Source organism: Micromonospora sp. B9E7 (assembly GCF_039871815.1).
GTDB lineage: Bacteria > Actinomycetota > Actinomycetes > Mycobacteriales > Micromonosporaceae > Micromonospora.
In genome coordinates this window covers 46,627-63,329 of record NZ_JBDPLX010000008.1, presented here as the reverse complement: position 1 = coordinate 63,329, position 16,703 = coordinate 46,627, and the positions used below count along the sequence as shown (strand labels likewise).

The following is a 16,703-nucleotide window of genomic DNA, read 5'->3' as shown; positions in this document are numbered from 1 at the left end:
GCGGCGTGACCTCCAATCCGTACCCCCTCGGTTTGCGGCTGGACGGGCGGCGGGTGGTCGTGGTGGGTGGTGGCGCGGTCGCCACCCGGCGGGTGCCGGCGTTGCTGGACGCCGGTGCGGACGTCCTGCTGGTGGCGCCGGAGCTGACCCCGGCGCTGCGCGCGCAGGCCGACGCGGGTCGGCTGCACTGGGTGCCGCGCCGGTTCGCGCCCGAGGACCTGGACGGCGCCTGGCTGGTCCAGGTCGCGATCGACGACCCGATCGCGGCGGCCTCGGTGAGCGCCCTCGCCGCCGAGCGCCGGATCTTCTGCGTCCGGGCCGACGACCGGTCGGCTGCCACGGCCTGGACCCCGGCGGTGACCCGCCACGGCCCGGTCACGGTGGCGGTGCTCGGCGGCGGCGATCCCCGTCGGGCCATGACCGTTCGCGACGCGATCCGCGACCTGCTCGCCGTCCGTCTGGGACCGACGCAGAGCCGGCCCGACGCTGCGACGGGTGCGTCCGGTGCTGGTGCCGCCGGTTTGGCCGGTGCGGCCGGTTTGGCCGGTGTGGCCGGTGTCGTCGGTGTGGCCGGCGGGCGGCAGGCCGGGCGGGTCGCGCTGGTCGGGGCGGGGCCGGGTGACCCGGAGCTGATCACCGTGCGGGGTTGGCGGCTGCTCACCGAGGCCGACGTGGTGGTCGCCGACCGCCTGGTTCCGGGGCTGCTCCTGGACGAGCTGCGCTCCGACGTCGAGCTGGTGGACGCCTCGAAGATCCCCTACGGCCCGTCCCGGGCTCAGGAGGAGATCAACCAGATCCTGGTCGACCGCGCCCTGGCCGGTGCCTTCGTGGTCCGGCTCAAGGGCGGCGACCCGTACGTCTTCGGGCGGGGCGGCGAGGAGTTGCTGGCCTGCGCGGCGGCCGGTGTGCCGGTGACCGTCGTGCCGGGGGTGACCAGTTCGATCGCGGCTCCGGCCGCAGCCGGCATCCCGGTCACCCACCGGGGGGTGGCGCACGAGTTCACAGTGGTCTCCGGGCATCTGGCACCCGACTCACCGGCCTCCCTGGTGCGCTGGGACGCCCTCGCCGGCCTGCGCGGCACCCTGGTGATCCTGATGGGGCTGAAGAATCTCGCCGCCATCGCGGCCACCCTGATCGCCCACGGTCGGTCGCCGCAGACGCCGGCCGCCGTCGTCCAGGAGGCCACGACCGGCACCCAGCGGGTCCTGCGGTCCACGCTGGGCGAGGTGGCCGCCGACGTGCTCGCCGCCGACCTGCGCCCGCCCGCCGTCGTGGTGGTCGGCGACGTGGTGGACGCCCTGCACGGCTGACCCCCCGCGCCCCCGCCCCCACCCGGCCCCCCGCCCCCGACCTCTGCGCCGTCGATCATGGAGTTGTGGTGGGTGACAAAGCAGCCGTTGTAGCTTGAAATCGGGCACCATAACTTCATGATCGACCAGGGCTGGACTGCCCGTCCCGCGTAGCGCGACGGGCCGGAGCGCTTGCGCTCCGGCCCGTCGCACCACGCGGTTGAACTACTGCTTGAGCATGTTGTCCAGCAGCAGGGCACAGCGGATCAGCCCGAGGTGGCTGTACGCCTGCGGGTGGTTGCCCAGACCGCGCTCGGCGAGCGGGTCGTACTGCTCGGGGAGCAGGCCGGTCGGGCCGGCGGTGAGCACCATCTGCGCGAACAGTTCCTCGGCGTCGGTGCGGCGGCCGGTGCGTAGGTACGCCTCGATCAGCCACGCCGTGCAGATGTGGAAACCGCCCTCGCGGCCGGGCAGTCCGTCGTCCCAGTGGTAGCGGTAGACGACCGGGCCGCTGCGCAGGTCCGCCTCGATCCGCAGGACTGTGGACAGGAAGCGCGGGTCGTCACCCGGGAGCAGGCCGGAGAGCCCGATCCAGAGCGACGAGGCGTCCATGTCCTCGTCCCCGTACGCGACGCTGTACGCCTCGACGTCGGAGTGCCAGCCGTGCTCCAGCACGTTGGCGCCGATCCGGTCGCGCAGGTCCTTCCACTCGGGCCGGTCCTCACCGCCGTGCTCGCGCATCACGTGCAGTGCGCGGTCGACGGTCATCCAGCACATCACCTTGGAGAAGACGTGGTGCCGTGGTGGCAGCCGGGCCTCCCAGATGCCGTGGTCGGGCTCGTGCCAGCGTCGACGAACCGCCTCGACCATGTTCTCCAGGACCCGCCACTCGTCGTCGCGCACCGAGCCGCGAGCGTCGGCGACGGCCGCGATCAGGTCGGCGATCGGGCCGAAGACGTCCAGTTGGAGCTGGTGGTTGGCGAGGTTGCCGACCCGGACCGGCCGGGAGCCGGCGTACCCGGGCAGCGTGTCGATGACCGCCTCGGCACCCAGTTCGTACCCGTCGATGGTGTAGAGCGGGTGCAGCCGCTCGGGGTGGCCACCGGTGCGCTCGATGCAGCCGTCCACCCAGCGCAGGAACGCCTCGGCCTCCTCGATGGAGCCCAGGTCGACAAGCGAGCGGGCGGTCAGTGCGGCGTCGCGTAGCCAGCAGTAGCGGTAGTCCCAGTTGCGGACGCCGCCAAGCTCCTCGGGGAGCGAGGTGGTCGCCGCGGCCAGGATCGAGCCGGTGGCTTCGTGGCAGAGCCCGCGCAGGGTGAGGGCGCTGCGCGCGACCAGGTCGCGGGAGGTGGACGGCAGCCGGAGCGAGGCCACCCAGTCCTTCCACGGCTGTTCGGCGGCGGCCTGCCGCTCGTGGACCGGCACCCGGTGGTGCTCCAGGCTGTGCGTGCCGAAGCGCAGCTCCAGCACGACCTGCCCGCCGGCGGCGGAGAGGTCGACGACCGCCTTGGCGGTCTCGTACCCACCGTCGTTGCCGACCTCCCACTGCAGGCCGGGAGCGTAGAGCGCGACCGGTTCGTTGGAGCCGAGCACCAACAGGCCGTCGCCGAGCGGCTGCAACTGCACGGCGACCTGGCCGAACTCGGGCCGGGGCGCGAACTCGACCCGGGCCTTGCCGCTGCCGGTGAGCACCCGGACCAGGGTCGAGTCGCCGGTCACCACGTTCGGGCCGTCCGGGGTGGTCTCCCGGGCCGGCTTGTCCAACCAGTCGGTGACGGTGAGCCCGGACCACCGGGTCTCCACGGTCATCGTGCCGGAGCGGTAGCGCTGGCCCAGCGGGATGCCGCCGCGTTCCGGGGTGATGCTGAAGTGACCGGCCGGGCTGCCACCGACGAGGTCGGCGAAGATCGCCGCCGAGTCCGGCTTGGGGTGGCAGAGCCAGCTCACCTTCGCCTCGGGGGTCAGCAGGGCGACGGTACGACCGTTGGACAGCATGGAGTGCCGTTCGATCGGCACCGCCCGCTCGCCGAACAGCCAGTGCCGTCGGGTCTCCAGCAGCAGCGCCAACGCGCGCGCGGCCTCCAGCGGGTCGGCGACCCGGTAGCCGGCCTTGGTGTCCCCCGGGCCGATCTTGATGCCGAGGTCGGGGCCGTGCAGGTGGCCGAACGCGTTCTCGTCGGTGATGTCGTCGCCGATGAAGAGCACCGCGCTGGCGGCGAGCTGGGTCCGTAGCTGGTCGACGGCGGTGCCCTTGTGGGTGGCCACGACGGAGAGTTCGATGACCTCCTTGCCCTGGGTCACCGTGACACCGTCGAAGGTGGCCGGGCCGTTGCGGACCGCCTCGATGGCGGCGGCGGCCACCTCCGGGTCGATTCCCCGGGTGTGCATCGCGACGCTCGCCGGTTTGCGTTCCAGCCGGATGCCCGGGTGCTCGGCGGCGATGTCGCGTAGCGCGTTGCGGACCTGGGTGCGCACCGCGACCAGCTCGGGGGAGAGCCGCTCGACGAAGCCGATGTCGAACTCGGAGCCGTGGCTGCCGACGAGGTGCACCTCGCTGGGCAGCCGGGAGAGCGCGGCAAGGTCGCGCAGCGCCCGGCCGGAGACCACCGCCACGGTGGTCTGCGGCAGCGCGGCGAGCGCGCGGACGGCGGCGACCGCCTCGGGCAGCGGGACGGCCGTGCTCGGATCCTCCACGATCGGCGCGAGTGTGCCGTCGTAGTCGCAGGCGACCAGGAGTTGGGGGACCCGGGCGATCCGGCCGATGGCGGCGCGCAGCTCGGGGTCCATCACCCCGGTGGCGATCGCCGCCCCATCGTTGACGGACGTGTTCACTCGGCCTCCGCCTCCGGAACCCCAAGTTCGGAGAGGAAGGACTTGGCCCAGTGGCCCACGTCATGGGTACGCAGGTGACGTTGCATTGTCCGCATCCGGCGGCGTGCCTCGGTTTTCTCCACGTGCACTGCCCGGAGCAGGGCGTCTTTGACCGCGTCCGGGTCGTGCGGGTTGCACAAAAATGCCTGGCGAAGCTCGGTGGCGGCACCGGCGAACTCACTGAGCACCAGCGCGCCACCCTGGTCGGCACGTGATGCTACGTATTCCTTCGCCACCAGGTTCATTCCGTCTCGCAGCGGGGTCACCATCATGACGTCGGCAGCAACGTACATGGCGGCCAGTTCACTGCGACTGTACGACTGATGCAGATAATGCACCGCCGGCACGCCGACCCTGCCGAATTCGCCATTAATCCGACCAACCTCGCGCTCCACCTTGACGCGAAGTGCCTGGTAGTGCTCGACGCGTTCGCGGCTCGGTGTGGCCACCTGCACCATGACCGCGTCGGGGACTGTCAACTTTCCGTCAGCCAGCAGCTCGCGGAAGGCCTTGAGTCGCAACTCGATGCCCTTGGTGTAATCCAGGCGATCCACACCCAGGATGATCGTCTTCGGGTCGCCGAGCTCGGCCCGGATCTGCTTGGCCCGGGCCTGGATGGCCGGGTCGGCGGCCATCCGCTCCATCTCCTGGGTGTCGATCGAGATGGGGAAGGCGCCCGCCTTCACCTGCCGACCGTCGACCTGGATCATCTGCCCCTCGTAGCGCAGCCCGAGCAGGTGGCGGGCCAGTCGGACGAAGTTCTGCGCGGCCAGCCGCTGCTGGAAGCCGACCAGGTCGGCACCGAGCAGGCCGCGCAGGATCTCGGTGCGGAACGGCATCTGCATGAACAGCTCGATCGGCGGGAACGGGATGTGCAGGAAGAACCCGATCCGCAGGTCCGGGCGGAGCTCACGCAGCATCGCCGGCACCAACTGAAGCTGGTAGTCCTGCACCCAGACCGTCGCGCCCTCGGCCGCCACGTCGGCTGCGGCCTCCGCGAACCGGGCGTTGACCAGGCGGTACGCCTCCCGCCACCGGCGCTTGTAAGCCGGCGTCTCCACCGCGTCGTGGTAGAGCGGCCAGATCGTCGCGTTGGACTGGCCCTCGTAGTAGCGCTCCAACTCCTCCGCGCTGAGCGGGACCGGATGCAGCCGGATCCCCTCCAGGTCGAAGGGTTCGGGGGCCGGGCCGGTGCCTCCGGCCCAGCCGACCCAGGTGCCCTGGTGCTCGGCGAGTACGGGATGCAGGGCGGTGACCAGCCCACCAGGGCTACGCCGCCACTGCCGTCCCTCGGGTGTGCTCACCTCGTCGACCGGCAGACGGTTCGCCACTACGACAAAGGAGCTACGGACGGTCACGATCGGCCACCTCCAGGTACTGACGGGTCCACCGCGATGAGCGTACTGAGCGTAGCTGCGGCGTCTGGTGCCCCGTGCCGGAGTCTCCTACCCGCGTCGCAGATGCCGAAATCCTGAGGGTGATCTTGTCGACAGCGGCTCGCCGGCGTACTCCTGGGGCGGGGTGATGTGGGCGAAGCGCGCCGTACCTGTCAGGATTGACGATGGCGTGCGCGCGGCCGGCTCCCGGGCCGGCGGCGGCGGGCGGTCCTCGCAGCCCGCGCCGCGCCGCCGATCAGCGACAGCAACCGACGGAGGTAGCCCGCACCGTGGCCCAGTACATCTACGTCCTGGAAAAGGCGCGCAAGGCGCACGGCGACAAGGTCGTGCTCGACAACGTGACGTTGAGCTTCCTGCCGGGGGCCAAGATCGGTGTGCTCGGTCCGAACGGCGCCGGCAAGTCCAGCCTCCTCAAGATCATGGCAGGGTTGGACAAGCCGAGCAACGGCGAGGCCCGGCTCATGCCCGGCTACACCGTCGGCATGCTCGCCCAGGAGCCCCCGCTCAACGAGGCCAAGACCGTGCTCGGCAACGTCGAGGAGGCGGTCGCCGAGACCAAGGCCAAGCTGGAGCGGTTCAACAAGATCGCCGAGCAGATGGCGACCGACTACTCCGACGAGCTGATGGAGGAGATGGGCAAGCTCCAGGAGGAGCTGGACCACCTCGACGCCTGGGACGTCGACTCCAAGCTCGAACTGGCCATGGACGCGCTGCGCTGCCCGCCGCCGGACGCCGACGTGACCCAGCTCTCCGGTGGTGAGCGCCGCCGGGTCGCGCTCTGCAAGCTGCTGCTGGAGGCGCCCGACCTGCTGCTGCTCGACGAGCCCACCAACCACCTGGACGCGGAGAGCGTCTCCTGGTTGGAGCAGCACCTGGCGAAGTACGCCGGCACCGTCATGGCGATCACCCACGACCGGTACTTCCTCGACAACGTGGCCAACTGGATCCTCGAACTGGACCGGGGCCGCACCTACCCGTACGAGGGCAACTACTCCACCTACCTGGAGAAGAAGGCCGCCCGCCTGGCCGTCGAGGGCCGCCGCGACGCCAAGATGAAGAAGCGCCTCACCGAGGAATTGGAGTGGGTCCGCTCCAACGCCAAGGCCCGGCAGACCAAGTCCAAGGCTCGCCTGGACCGGTACGACGAGATGGCCAGCGAGGCGGAGAAGACCCGCAAGCTCGACTTCGAGGAGATCCAGATCCCGCCGGGCCCACGCCTGGGCAGCACGGTGATCGAGGCGAACGGCCTCAGCAAGGGCTTCGGTGACCGGCTGCTGATCGACAACCTGTCGTTCTCGCTGCCGCGCAACGGCATCGTCGGCATCATCGGCCCCAACGGCGTCGGCAAGACCACCCTGTTCAAGACCATCGTCGGGCTGGAGGAGCCGACCAGCGGCGAGGTCCGGGTCGGCCCCACCGTCTCCCTGTCGTACGTCGACCAGAACCGCGAGGGCCTCAACGGCGACAAGACCGTCTGGGAGGTCGTCTCCGACGGGCTGGACTACCTGATGGTGGGCAAGGTCGAGATGCCGTCGCGGGCGTACATCGCCGCGTTCGGCTTCAAGGGACCGGACCAGCAGAAGCCGACGAAGGTGCTCTCCGGTGGTGAGCGCAACCGGCTCAACCTGGCGCTGACCCTGAAGATCGGCGGCAACGTGATCCTGCTCGACGAGCCGACGAACGACCTGGACGTGGAGACGCTGTCCAGCCTGGAGAACGCCCTGCTGGAGTTCCCCGGCTGCGCCGTGGTCATCTCGCACGACCGGATGTTCCTGGACCGTGTCGCCACGCACATCCTGGCCTGGGAGGGCGACGACCAGGACCCGTCCAGGTGGTTCTGGTTCGAGGGCAACTTCGAGGCGTACGAGAAGAACAAGATCGACCGCCTCGGCGCGGAGGCCGCCCGGCCGCACCGGGTGACCTACCGCAAGCTGACCCGCGACTGACCGGCCGAGACGGTGTCTGACCGGTTCGTCTACCACTGCACGCTGCGCTGGTCCGACCTGGACGCGTACGGCCACGTCAACAACTCGCGCTTCCTCACCCTGTACGAGGAGGCGCGGGTGGCGTTGATGTTCGCCGGCGGCCGGGCCTGGGGGGTCGGCTCGTTCGCCGACGGGGTGGTGATCCGTCGGCACGAGGTCGACTACCTGCGCCCGGTCGACTACGCGTTGGGTCGGGCCACCGCGGAGGCGGCGCCCACCGTCCGGATCGAGCTGTGGGTGGAGGAGATCCGGGCCTCCCGGTTCACCGTCGCCTACGAGCTGTACGACGGTGAGGTGCTGGCCAGCCGCGCCCGCTCCGTGTTGGTGCCGTTCGACCTGACCCGCCAGGTGCCCCGGCGGATCACCCCGGAGGAGCGGGAGTTCCTGCTGACGTACGCCCCGCAGGTCGGGGGTGTGCCGTGACACAGCCGGGTACGGCCGGGTCGGGGCGGTCGGCGGCGTCGAGCCCGACACACGGGGTCGCCGGGGTGGCGGACGCCGGTGCCTTCCTGGCCCGGCTGGTCCGGCTGGATCCGCTCGCACCGGTCCGGCTGCGGCCGACCGGCGGCCCCGGCCGGGTCGCCCTGTGGGCTCGGCTGCCCTGGCAGGTCCTGGTGGTCCGCACGGTGGCCGGTGGGCCCGCCGACGATGTCACGGTGGCCGCCGCCGAGCTGCTGGCCGAGCTGGAGCGTGGTGGCGTGGCCCTGCCCACCCGCCGGGACGCGCAGTGGCGTTGGCCGCTGCCGCCGGCGCGGAGCAGGCAGGTGGAGGCGCTGCCCGTCGTCGAGCTGCGCCGGATCGCCCAGGCGGCGGCGGGCACCCTGCGGACGGCTAGCGAGCAGGGAGTGGCCGGCCGCGCGGTGGGTCAGCGTGCCCTGCGCGACGCGCTGCTCGACCACGTGGCGGTGCTGGTCACCCCCGACGGGGCGCCCGCCGCGCCGGTGGAGGTGCCGCAGCGGTTGGTGCAGGCGGTGGTCCGGATGGGCTTCCTCGGCGCTGCTGACGGCCCGGCCCCCGGCCCTGGCGAGCCCGACGTTCAGGTGCGGGTGGCGGGTCGTTGGGTCGGCCTGGTGGGACCATACGGAGCCGCATGGTCGCAGAAGGCCACGGATCTTGCCGTGACACCTCTGAGTACTCATCCGAACGGATGACCCCTGCTCATTCTTCTGGGCTGGGGCGGTCGTTGGGGGGGTGCTTCAACTCGGCTGTCCGGGTACCGTCCATCCTCGGATCCAACGCACCGTAGGCGGCTGGATCCGCTGGGGAGTGAGGTGCGCGAGCGATGCCGTGGTGGTCATGGCGCCCCGGTCCCGCCGACGGCGGCGATCCGGAAACCCGAAGCGGGATCACGATGGAGAGTGCGGTCCGAATCGGGCCGCCCAGCCCTCGCCAGCCGGGAGACGACTGCCCGGGCAACGACCGGCCCGCGCTGGCGGAGATGCCCGCCACCGTCGAGCCGGTGAGTCTGCGCCGGGTCTGCGACGCACTCGACCTGCTCGACGTGCGCTATCTGGCCGATGGCGACGGAAACCTGCTGGCCATGTGGGAGCGGCACGCCGTGCTGGTCACCCTCGAAGGGCCGGAGGACGAGATCCTGGTCATGCGGGCACGCCCACACGCCACGGTCCCGCCGGACTGGGCCGACCGGGCGTACCGGGTGGTCAACGAGTGGAACCACACCCGCCGGTTCTGCAAGGCGTACATCGGCGACCCGACCGAACGTGGGCAGCTGCCGATCTACGCCGAGCTCCAGGTGCCACTCGGTGCCGGCACCCACGACGCGCTGTTGGTCGAGATGCTCGACTGCGGCGCGGCGGTGGCCACCAGCTTCGTGGACTGGCTGCACGACGAGGGCGCGTTGCTCTGACGCCGCGCGCGCGTCGGGCGGGTCAGACGCCGGTCGCCGGGTCGTCCTCGACGTTGACCATGAAGTACGCGGCCCGCTCCAGGTAGTCCCAGAGCGTCGCGGCGATCTCCGGCTCCAGGTCGAGTCGGTCCACCGCGCGGCGCATGTTCCGCAGCCAGGCGTCCCGCTCGGCCGCGCCGATCCGGAAGGGCGCGTGCCGCATCCGCAACCGAGGGTGGCCACGCTGGGCGGAGTACGTGTTGGGGCCGCCCCAGTACTGCATCAGGAACAGGGTCATCCGATCCGCGGCCGGCCCCAGGTCTTCCTCCGGGTACATCGGCCGCAGCAGGGGATCGGTGGCGACGCCGGCGTAGAACTCGTCGACCAGCTTGCGGAAGGTGGGCTCGCCGCCGACCGCTTCGAAGAGGGTCGTCGACGCACCAGGACGGTCGGATTCACCTGCGGGGTTCACCGTTCCATCCTGCCAGGTGTGCTCCGACCCGGCCCGACCCACGTGGCGTGCGTCGGATCACGCCGGGTCGACGGACCCGGATGCCCAGGGTTTGGAGACCCGGCCCGCTCGTGTCGGCGTCGGCACCACGAATCAGGTGACCGCGTGGCGGCGGTGGCCGTCGCCGGAACGCGGCCCGGGAGTGCCGGCCGTGCCACCGTTGCCGGGGTGGCCCGTGCTGCCGGGCGGTTCGGCGTTGGCCGCCGAGGCTGCGGCGATCGCGTCGTCCACCGTCTGCCGGTCCGGCCAGTTCAGTGTGGCTACCGCCATGAGCACCACTCCGGCCGCACTCCAGAGCCCGACCACCATCGGGATGGGGATCCGCTCGGCGAGCAGCCCGGTGACCAGCACCGCGAAGCCCTGGATGACCTGGACACCGGTGGCCATCACACCGAAGGCGCGGGCGCGGAAGCCGTTGGGCAGAGCCTGGACGAACAGCCCGTTGGCCATCGGCAGCATGCCGGCGACCGCGAACCCGCACAGGGCGGCCAGCAGTGCCACCGCCAGCGGCGGCGGGTCGAGCAGCGCCGGCACCAGCACGAGCGGGGCGAGCACCGCGAGCGGCCGCATCAGCTTCATCCGGCGGGCCGGCGCGAACAGCCGACTCACCAGCAACCCGCCGAGGATGAAACCGATCGGGTTGGCCACCATGATCACCGCTTGGGCCGCACCCCGGTTGACGTCGCTCTTGGCACCCTCGTTGGCCCAGGCCGCGGCGAGACCTTCGGGGACGATCGAGAAGAGCATGGCGCTGAACACCAGCACCGCGATCGACCGCAACACCGGAGTGCCGAAGACGATGGTGAACCCCTGGCGGGTCTCCCGCAGCAGGTGGCTGCGGTGCGCGGGGGCCATGGACGCCGGCCGGTGCCGTACGCCGAGACGGACCAGCAGCGCCGAGAGGCCGAACGTCGCCGCGTTGAACAGCAACGCGACCTCCGGGTTGATCGAGGCGACGGCGGCGCCGAACACGTACCCGATGACCTGGGCGGCCTGGCCGACGCTGCTGTTCAGTGACAGCCCGAGCACCAGCCGGTCCCCGGCGAGCATCTGCGGCATCAGCGCGGACTTCGCCGCCTGGCTCGGTGGATTGGCCAGCGTGGCGGCGAAGATCAGCACCAACACCGCCTGGTACGGCAGGGTCGGGATGGCGATGAGCAGCATCAACGCCATCCGGATGAGGTCACACGCCACCATCACCCGTCGGTACGGGTACCGCTCCGCGAGTGCGGCGAGCACGGGACCGCCGAGCAGCCAGGGCAGGAAGCTGACCGCGAAGGCTGCGGCGGAGAGCGCGACGGACCGGGTCTGCTGGTAGACCAGCAGGGTGACGGCGGCCTTCGCGACGTAGTCGCCGACCCAGGAGAGAGCACCGGCAACGAAGACGGCTCGAAACTCGCGCTGGGCGAACACCTCGCGGAATGTGGCTGGGCCTTCCGCGGAAGGTCGCTCGTCGGGCACCGTCGCCTCCATCGGCCCCGGTTTGGACCGCTCGTGGCAGCCCTGCCGGAAGCACTCGTCAGATCTGCCGGATCAGCGAGGATGTGATCACGTTCCGACGGGAACGCATGCCCCGGATTCTGCCCGATCGTCTGACAACTAGCTAGGGCGAACGGATCGATCGTCGCTTCCCCGACTGAACGAACGGACGATACCTGAGGGGCCAGGTGGCTCGCGACCCCGGCATCGGCGGACAGTATTGCCTGGTTCAGGTGGCGCCGCCCTGACCAGTCTCGGTGTCCGACACCGGCCGGGTCGGCAGCCCGGGAAAGATTCGGGCGGCAGCGATCTGCGCGGTGATCCCCGAGTTCTCCAGCGCCTCCGCGAGCCGCCGACGCAGCTCCCGGCCCACCGCGAACTGCCCGTCCGCGGTCGTCTTCACCACCGTCCGGATGACCGCCCCGTCCACCGTCACCTGCTCGACACCCAGCACCTCCGGCGCCTCGACGATCTCCGGCGACAGTTCCGGGTCCACCGCGACCGAGGCCGCGGCGGTCCGCAGGACGGCGGTGGCCTCCTCGGTGCTGTTGAAACCGATTGGCAGATCCACCACCACCAGGGCCCAGCCCTGGCTCTTGTTGCCCACCCGGATGATCTCGCCGTTGCGGATGTACCAGAGCACCCCGCGACCGTCGCGCACGGTGGTGACGCGCAAACCGACCGCCTCGACCACGCCCATCGCCTCACCCAGGTCGACGTTGTCGCCCACGCCGTACTGGTCCTCGATCAGCATGAAGAGGCCAGCGATCAGGTCCTTGACCAGGCTCTGCGCACCGAAGCCCAGCGCCACGCCGGCGATCCCCGCGCTTGCCAGCAGCGGAGCCAGGTCGAAGCTGAACTCGCGCAGGATCATCAGCAGCGCGATGCCGAAGACGAACGCGGTGGTCAGGCTGCGCAGCACGGAACCGATCGCCTCGGCCCGCTGCCGTCGCCGCTCGGGCACGAACTCGGCCGGGTCGACCGCAGCGCTCGGCACCCGTTCGCGCAGGGGACGCAACATCGTCGGTACCGCACCGTCGGTGGTCGTCCGGACCAGCCGGTTGATCGTCCGGTGCACCGCCCAGCGGGCCAACATCGCCAGTGCCAGGATCAGCAGCACCCGCAGCGGCTTGAGCAGGATCCAGTAGCTGCCCTCGGCGAACCAGGCCGACCTGGTCAGCTCGTACAGGAACTCGCAGGAGGTGCTGCCCTGACAGCTCACCGAAACGGCGTCGGACAGGGCAAGGGGCGTCACGCTGGCGGCACTCACCCTGTCTTCGTACCGCAAGGGGCCCGAGCGGCCGTCGCCGACCCACCGGCCGGGTGAACCTGCCGCCGAGGGGATGGCCGGAACGGGGCGAACCGGCCATCGTGACAGGTGCGGTAAAGAGCTTCATGAGGGACCCCGGATTAGTACGTGCAATCCGGGGTCCGATCAGGGACTATTGGCGCAACGGACGTCGGTGATCGGCCCGGCGTCGCCCGGGCGGGCCGTCGTGCCCTGCCCCGGTCGGCGGCGGTTCGCAGCAGCCGCTGAACCGGGAGGGTGAGCGCGATGCCTGACATACGACCCACGGTGGGCTCCGGCGCGTTGGTCCTCAACGCCACCTACGAGCCGCTGTGTGTCGTGTCGGTGCGCCGCGCCGCGATCCTTGTCCTCTCCGCCAAGGCAGTCTGCGTCGCCGATGGTGACGGCATCCTGCACAGCGCGCGCGACGCGCTCCCGGTGCCGTCCGTGGTCCGGTTGACGCGCTTCGTCCGGGTGCCGTACAGGACGCACGTCGGGCTGTCCAGGCGGGCGATCTTCGCCCGGGACGGGTGGCGGTGCGCCTACTGCCGGGGCCCCGCCGAGACGATCGACCACGTCTTCCCGCGTAGCCGGGGCGGCCGGCACGCCTGGGAGAACGTGGTCGCCGCGTGTGCCCGCTGCAACCACACCAAGGGTGACAAGACCCCGGCCGAGATGGGGTGGCGGTTGCACGCGCTGCCAGCCGCGCCGAAGGGCACCGCCTGGCGGGTCCTCGGGCACCGCGTCCCCGACCCCCGCTGGGCCGACTGGCTGGACCTGCGCGAGCCCGAAGCCGCCGCCTGACCCCGAACGGCACTGCCCGGCCTCCCGGCTCACTCCGGCTGGTCTGTTGCCCGCCGTGCGGCGCGCTCGTGCCGGTCCGTCGCACGGGAGTGCGCGATGGCCAGTAGCCGGTCGATCTCGGGCAGCATCTGCGGACCGGGCATGACGACGCTGCCGAAGGCGTACAGGGCGTAGCACGGGTGCGGCAGGAGGGTGTCCAGCCGGGCGAAGTCGAATGCGTCGCGGTGGCCCTCGAACGCCTTGGGCGGGAAGCCGAACAGTCGCTCGAACTCAGTTCGACCCAGGTCCAGGTTGAGGCGGAAGACCCCCGGCCGGTCCAGTTGGGAGGCCTCGTCGAAGCCCGGCACGTCGTGCTCGACGATGGTGGCGAAGGGCTGACGTCGGTCCGGACCGACGAAGAAGAACCGGTCGCCCCAGGCACCCTCGGGCGACCCGTTCTCCTCGCTCGCCAGCATCTGCTCCACGCCGGGGAGCGCGAGGATCCGAGCGGCGAGCACAGTCGCGTCGACGCCGGTCGGGATGTGCAGCACGGCGTCGGCGTTTTCGATGGCGGCCTGATCCAGCGGGAAGTAGCGGTAGTCGTGCTCCCGCCGTTCGGCCGGACCGATGTCGGAGGCTCGGACACAGCCGGGAAGGCCCACCCTCTGCTGGAGCCCGCCCTCGTAGGTCGACGCGGCGGGTGCCCCGATGCCGAGCGCCGGGCTCTCGCCGAGGCTGCCGACGATCACCGCGTACCGATCACCCAGCAGCGATGCGACGATCGCGCCGGCCCCGGCCCACGACAGCTCCGTGCCGCCCATCGTCATCGTGCTGCGATGGCGCTGGAGGTGTGTGTTGTGCGCGAAGACCAGCGTCGGCCCTCGGTGTGCCTCGGCCGCCCGGATCGCGAGCAGGTTCTCGGCCATCAGCGCGTCCCGGACCCCGGCCAGGCCGGCGAAGCGTTCCTCCGGTGCCAGTGGCGCGGCGGCCGCGGCGTGGTAACGCAGCAGTGCGACGGCGGACGTGGCGTGCACGAATGCGGCCTGCCAGCCCTCGGGTCGCCGGGGTGCCTGCAGGTACAACTCGCTAAGCAGGTCGTCGGCGATCACCCGAAGTCGTTGGGCGTCGCTCGAGCGCCCGACTGACCGGCCGGGCTCCCAGATGGCGGCAGTGTCGCTCCACCGCGCGTCCTCTCCGACCAGCTCGTCGATCTCCGCTTCCCGGTCGAGGCCGAGGAAGTGGCAGACCCGGGTGAGGTAGCGCCGCGGACTCGGGGCACCCTCGATCTCCAGCGGGGCGTCGAAGCCGTGGAACCGCAGGCGCTCTTCGGCCGGGCGTCCGGCGTTCCACTCGCGCATCCGGAGGAGCAGGTCGCGGTTGGCCGGGGCGGCGCCGAACCCGTGGCTGAAGCCCTCGGTGAGCGCCAGGTCGAGCGTCACGGCGGCGCCCTGCACGAACTCGTCCGCGATCAGTCCCGCGGCCCGGTCGCTCTCCAGCGCGATGGACCGGTAGCCGTGCTCGGCCAACGTCATGAAGGCCTCGTTGCGGACCTGGAGGAAGGCGGACTCACCGTGCGTCGGCTCGCCGAGCGCGAGCAGGGACGGCGATCCGGCGAGCAGGTCGAGAAGGGAGGTCATTGCATCAACCGTATCGTTGAACCGCCCGTTTAAGCTTTCGAGCGAAGGAGCGCGGTGACGATTGCGAGACCTTCAAACCGCAGGATGTACCGCCCGATCGACCTGGCGCGCCGGCACGGACTCTCCGCGCAGGCCGTCCGTAACTACGAACGAGAGGGCGTCCTGCCGCCCGCCGAACGCACCCCGAACGGCTACCGTCGGTTCAGTGAGGTGCATGTCAAGGCGTTGAGCGCCTTCCTGGCGCTGATCGTGGGCCACGGTCATGCGGCGAGCGGCGACATCATGCGCGCCGTCAACCGGGGCGAGATCGACACGGCGCTGCGCACGATCGACCAGAGCCATGGCCTGCTGCAACGCGACCGGGAGACCCTGGACGCGGTCGAGACGGCGGTCGCGACGCTCGTCGGGACGAAGCCTCCACCGCAGAGTGGAGCTGCCGTGCCGATCAGCGTGGTCGCACACCGGCTCGGTCTGCGACCCGCGACCCTGCGCAAGTGGGAACTGGCCGGCGTCCTGCGACCGCGACGCGACCCCGAGACCCGGCACCGCGTCTACGCACCGGACGACGTCCGTGACGCGGAACTCGCCCACCTGCTCCGCAGGGGCGGGTACCGGCTCGACCACATCGCCGCAGTGCTGCGTCAGGTACGCGACGCCGGCGGTGCCGAACCACTCGCCGGTTCGCTGAGCCAGTGGCGGAAACGGCTCACCGAGCGCGGTCGGGCCATGCTCACCGGGGCCGCCCGGCTCGCCGATTACCTCGACACCAGACCTCACCCTGGGCGTGCCTTGACCAGCGACGCGAAGACCACCACGTTGTCCGAGTAGCCGGTCTCACCGCCGACCCACTGGCCGCCGCAGGTGATCAACCGCAGGCTCGGTCGGCTGAAGTCGCCGTACACCTCGTCCACCGGCAGCCGCCCCTTGTCGAACCGCTCCACCGAATCCACCTCGAAGATCGCCACGCTCTGGTCGGTGCGGGTGACCTCGATCTGGTCACCGGAGCGCAGTTCGCGGAGTTGGTGGAAGACCGCCGGCCCGCTGGTGGTGTCGACGTGCCCGACGATCACCGCCGGGCCGTACTGGCCGGGGGTGGGCCCCTGGTCGTACCAGCCGGCCTCCTGGGCGCGGGCCGCGTCCGGCACGGCGATGGTGCCGTCCGGGGCGATGCCCACGTCGTGCACCGCGGCCTGTACGTCGATCTTCTCGATGGCGAGGCTGGTCGGGCGGCTCGACGACAGCACCGGGAACTTCTTCGGCGGCGGTCGCAGGCCGGCGCTGATCCGGTCCGGCAACAGGCTCATGCCGGTCACCTGCTCGACGCCGAGCATCGCCACGATCAGCACCATCAGCGCGGCGACGGCCAGCACCGGCAACCCCGGACCGGTACCGAGACGGCGTCGGGCCAACGGCGACGGCGTTCCGGCCGGGCGCCTCGGTGGCAGCGGCTGGGCGGCCGGGTCGGTGGTGGCGACGCTGGCCGACCCGGCCTGCCCGGCGACCCGGCGCAGCCGGCGGGACGCGCGGGCCACCAGCCGGCCGGACGCGCGCAGCGCCGGCCCGGCCCGGAGGCGGGCGCGGCGGTCCGGCCGCGCACGCGCGGATCTGCGGGTCATG

Annotated in this window: 14 protein-coding genes; 7 read left to right on the top strand and 7 right to left on the bottom strand. The window is 71.3% G+C overall.

Going from position 1 to position 16,703, the window contains the following annotated elements:
- The first annotated feature begins 5 nt into the window (after window positions 1–5).
- Window positions 6–1,310 (top strand): uroporphyrinogen-III C-methyltransferase, encoded by a 1,305-nt coding sequence (cobA, locus tag ABGB10_RS15355; RefSeq protein ID WP_347661516.1) that lies wholly within the window; start codon window positions 6–8, stop codon window positions 1,308–1,310.
- A 204-nt stretch (window positions 1,311–1,514) separates the two neighbouring features.
- Here the strand turns inward: cobA and otsB are convergent, their stop codons facing one another.
- Together otsB and ABGB10_RS15345 are read right to left on the bottom strand one after the other, a co-directional pair.
- A complete protein-coding gene (gene otsB / locus ABGB10_RS15350) occupies window positions 1,515–4,076 on the bottom strand; it encodes a trehalose-phosphatase (RefSeq protein WP_347661707.1) in 2,562 nt (853 codons plus the stop codon).
- A gap of 41 nt (window positions 4,077–4,117) precedes the next feature.
- Window positions 4,118–5,518: a trehalose-6-phosphate synthase gene (locus ABGB10_RS15345; RefSeq protein WP_278141292.1), complete on the bottom strand. Its 1,401-nt coding sequence runs from the start codon at window positions 5,516–5,518 to the stop codon at window positions 4,118–4,120.
- Between the two features lie 308 nt (window positions 5,519–5,826).
- On the opposite strand from ABGB10_RS15345, the gene ettA reads away from it, so the two are divergent.
- The 4 genes from ettA to ABGB10_RS15325 all read left to right on the top strand — a co-directional run bounded on the left by ettA (window position 5,827) and on the right by ABGB10_RS15325 (window position 9,409).
- Window positions 5,827–7,503, top strand: coding sequence for an energy-dependent translational throttle protein EttA (gene ettA / locus ABGB10_RS15340; protein WP_347661515.1), 1,677 nt, complete (start codon window positions 5,827–5,829; stop codon window positions 7,501–7,503).
- A gap of 12 nt (window positions 7,504–7,515) precedes the next feature.
- Window positions 7,516–7,965 (top strand): thioesterase family protein, encoded by a 450-nt coding sequence (locus ABGB10_RS15335; RefSeq protein WP_347661514.1) that lies wholly within the window; start codon window positions 7,516–7,518, stop codon window positions 7,963–7,965.
- Window positions 7,962–8,693, top strand: coding sequence for a hypothetical protein (locus ABGB10_RS15330; protein WP_347661513.1), 732 nt, complete (start codon window positions 7,962–7,964; stop codon window positions 8,691–8,693). The genes ABGB10_RS15335 and ABGB10_RS15330 overlap by 4 nt, the downstream gene beginning before the upstream one ends.
- A 131-nt stretch (window positions 8,694–8,824) precedes the next feature.
- On the top strand, window positions 8,825–9,409 hold the full coding sequence (locus ABGB10_RS15325) for a YbjN domain-containing protein (protein ID WP_347661512.1): 585 nt from the start codon (window positions 8,825–8,827) through the stop codon (window positions 9,407–9,409).
- Between the two features lie 22 nt (window positions 9,410–9,431).
- Here ABGB10_RS15325 and ABGB10_RS15320 read toward each other — a convergent pair whose 3' ends face one another.
- From ABGB10_RS15320 to ABGB10_RS15310, 3 genes are all read right to left on the bottom strand, one after another.
- Window positions 9,432–9,860 (bottom strand): globin, encoded by a 429-nt coding sequence (locus ABGB10_RS15320; protein ID WP_347661511.1) that lies wholly within the window; start codon window positions 9,858–9,860, stop codon window positions 9,432–9,434.
- Between the two features lie 132 nt (window positions 9,861–9,992).
- A complete protein-coding gene (locus tag ABGB10_RS15315) occupies window positions 9,993–11,372 on the bottom strand; it encodes an MFS transporter (RefSeq protein ID WP_347661510.1) in 1,380 nt (459 codons plus the stop codon).
- 235 nt (window positions 11,373–11,607) lie between these two features.
- Entirely contained in the window at window positions 11,608–12,618 is a 1,011-nt protein-coding gene (locus ABGB10_RS15310) for a mechanosensitive ion channel family protein (RefSeq protein WP_347661706.1), read from the bottom strand.
- A gap of 315 nt (window positions 12,619–12,933) precedes the next feature.
- Between ABGB10_RS15310 and ABGB10_RS15305 the strand changes: the two genes are divergently transcribed.
- A complete protein-coding gene (locus ABGB10_RS15305) occupies window positions 12,934–13,470 on the top strand; it encodes an HNH endonuclease (protein ID WP_347661509.1) in 537 nt (178 codons plus the stop codon).
- Between the two features lie 29 nt (window positions 13,471–13,499).
- Here ABGB10_RS15305 and ABGB10_RS15300 read toward each other — a convergent pair whose 3' ends face one another.
- The gene (locus ABGB10_RS15300; RefSeq protein ID WP_347661508.1) at window positions 13,500–15,086 is read right to left on the bottom strand and encodes a DUF6194 family protein; all 1,587 of its coding nucleotides are present in this window, start codon (window positions 15,084–15,086) and stop codon (window positions 13,500–13,502) included.
- An 84-nt stretch (window positions 15,087–15,170) separates the two neighbouring features.
- On the opposite strand from ABGB10_RS15300, the gene ABGB10_RS15295 reads away from it, so the two are divergent.
- Window positions 15,171–15,914, top strand: coding sequence for a MerR family transcriptional regulator (locus ABGB10_RS15295; protein WP_347661507.1), 744 nt, complete (start codon window positions 15,171–15,173; stop codon window positions 15,912–15,914).
- Here the strand turns inward: ABGB10_RS15295 and ABGB10_RS15290 are convergent.
- A complete protein-coding gene (locus tag ABGB10_RS15290; RefSeq protein ID WP_347661705.1) occupies window positions 15,860–16,639 on the bottom strand; it encodes a class F sortase in 780 nt (259 codons plus the stop codon). The two genes, ABGB10_RS15295 and ABGB10_RS15290, sit on opposite strands and share 55 nt — an antisense overlap.
- Window positions 16,640–16,703: the final 64 nt, after the last annotated feature.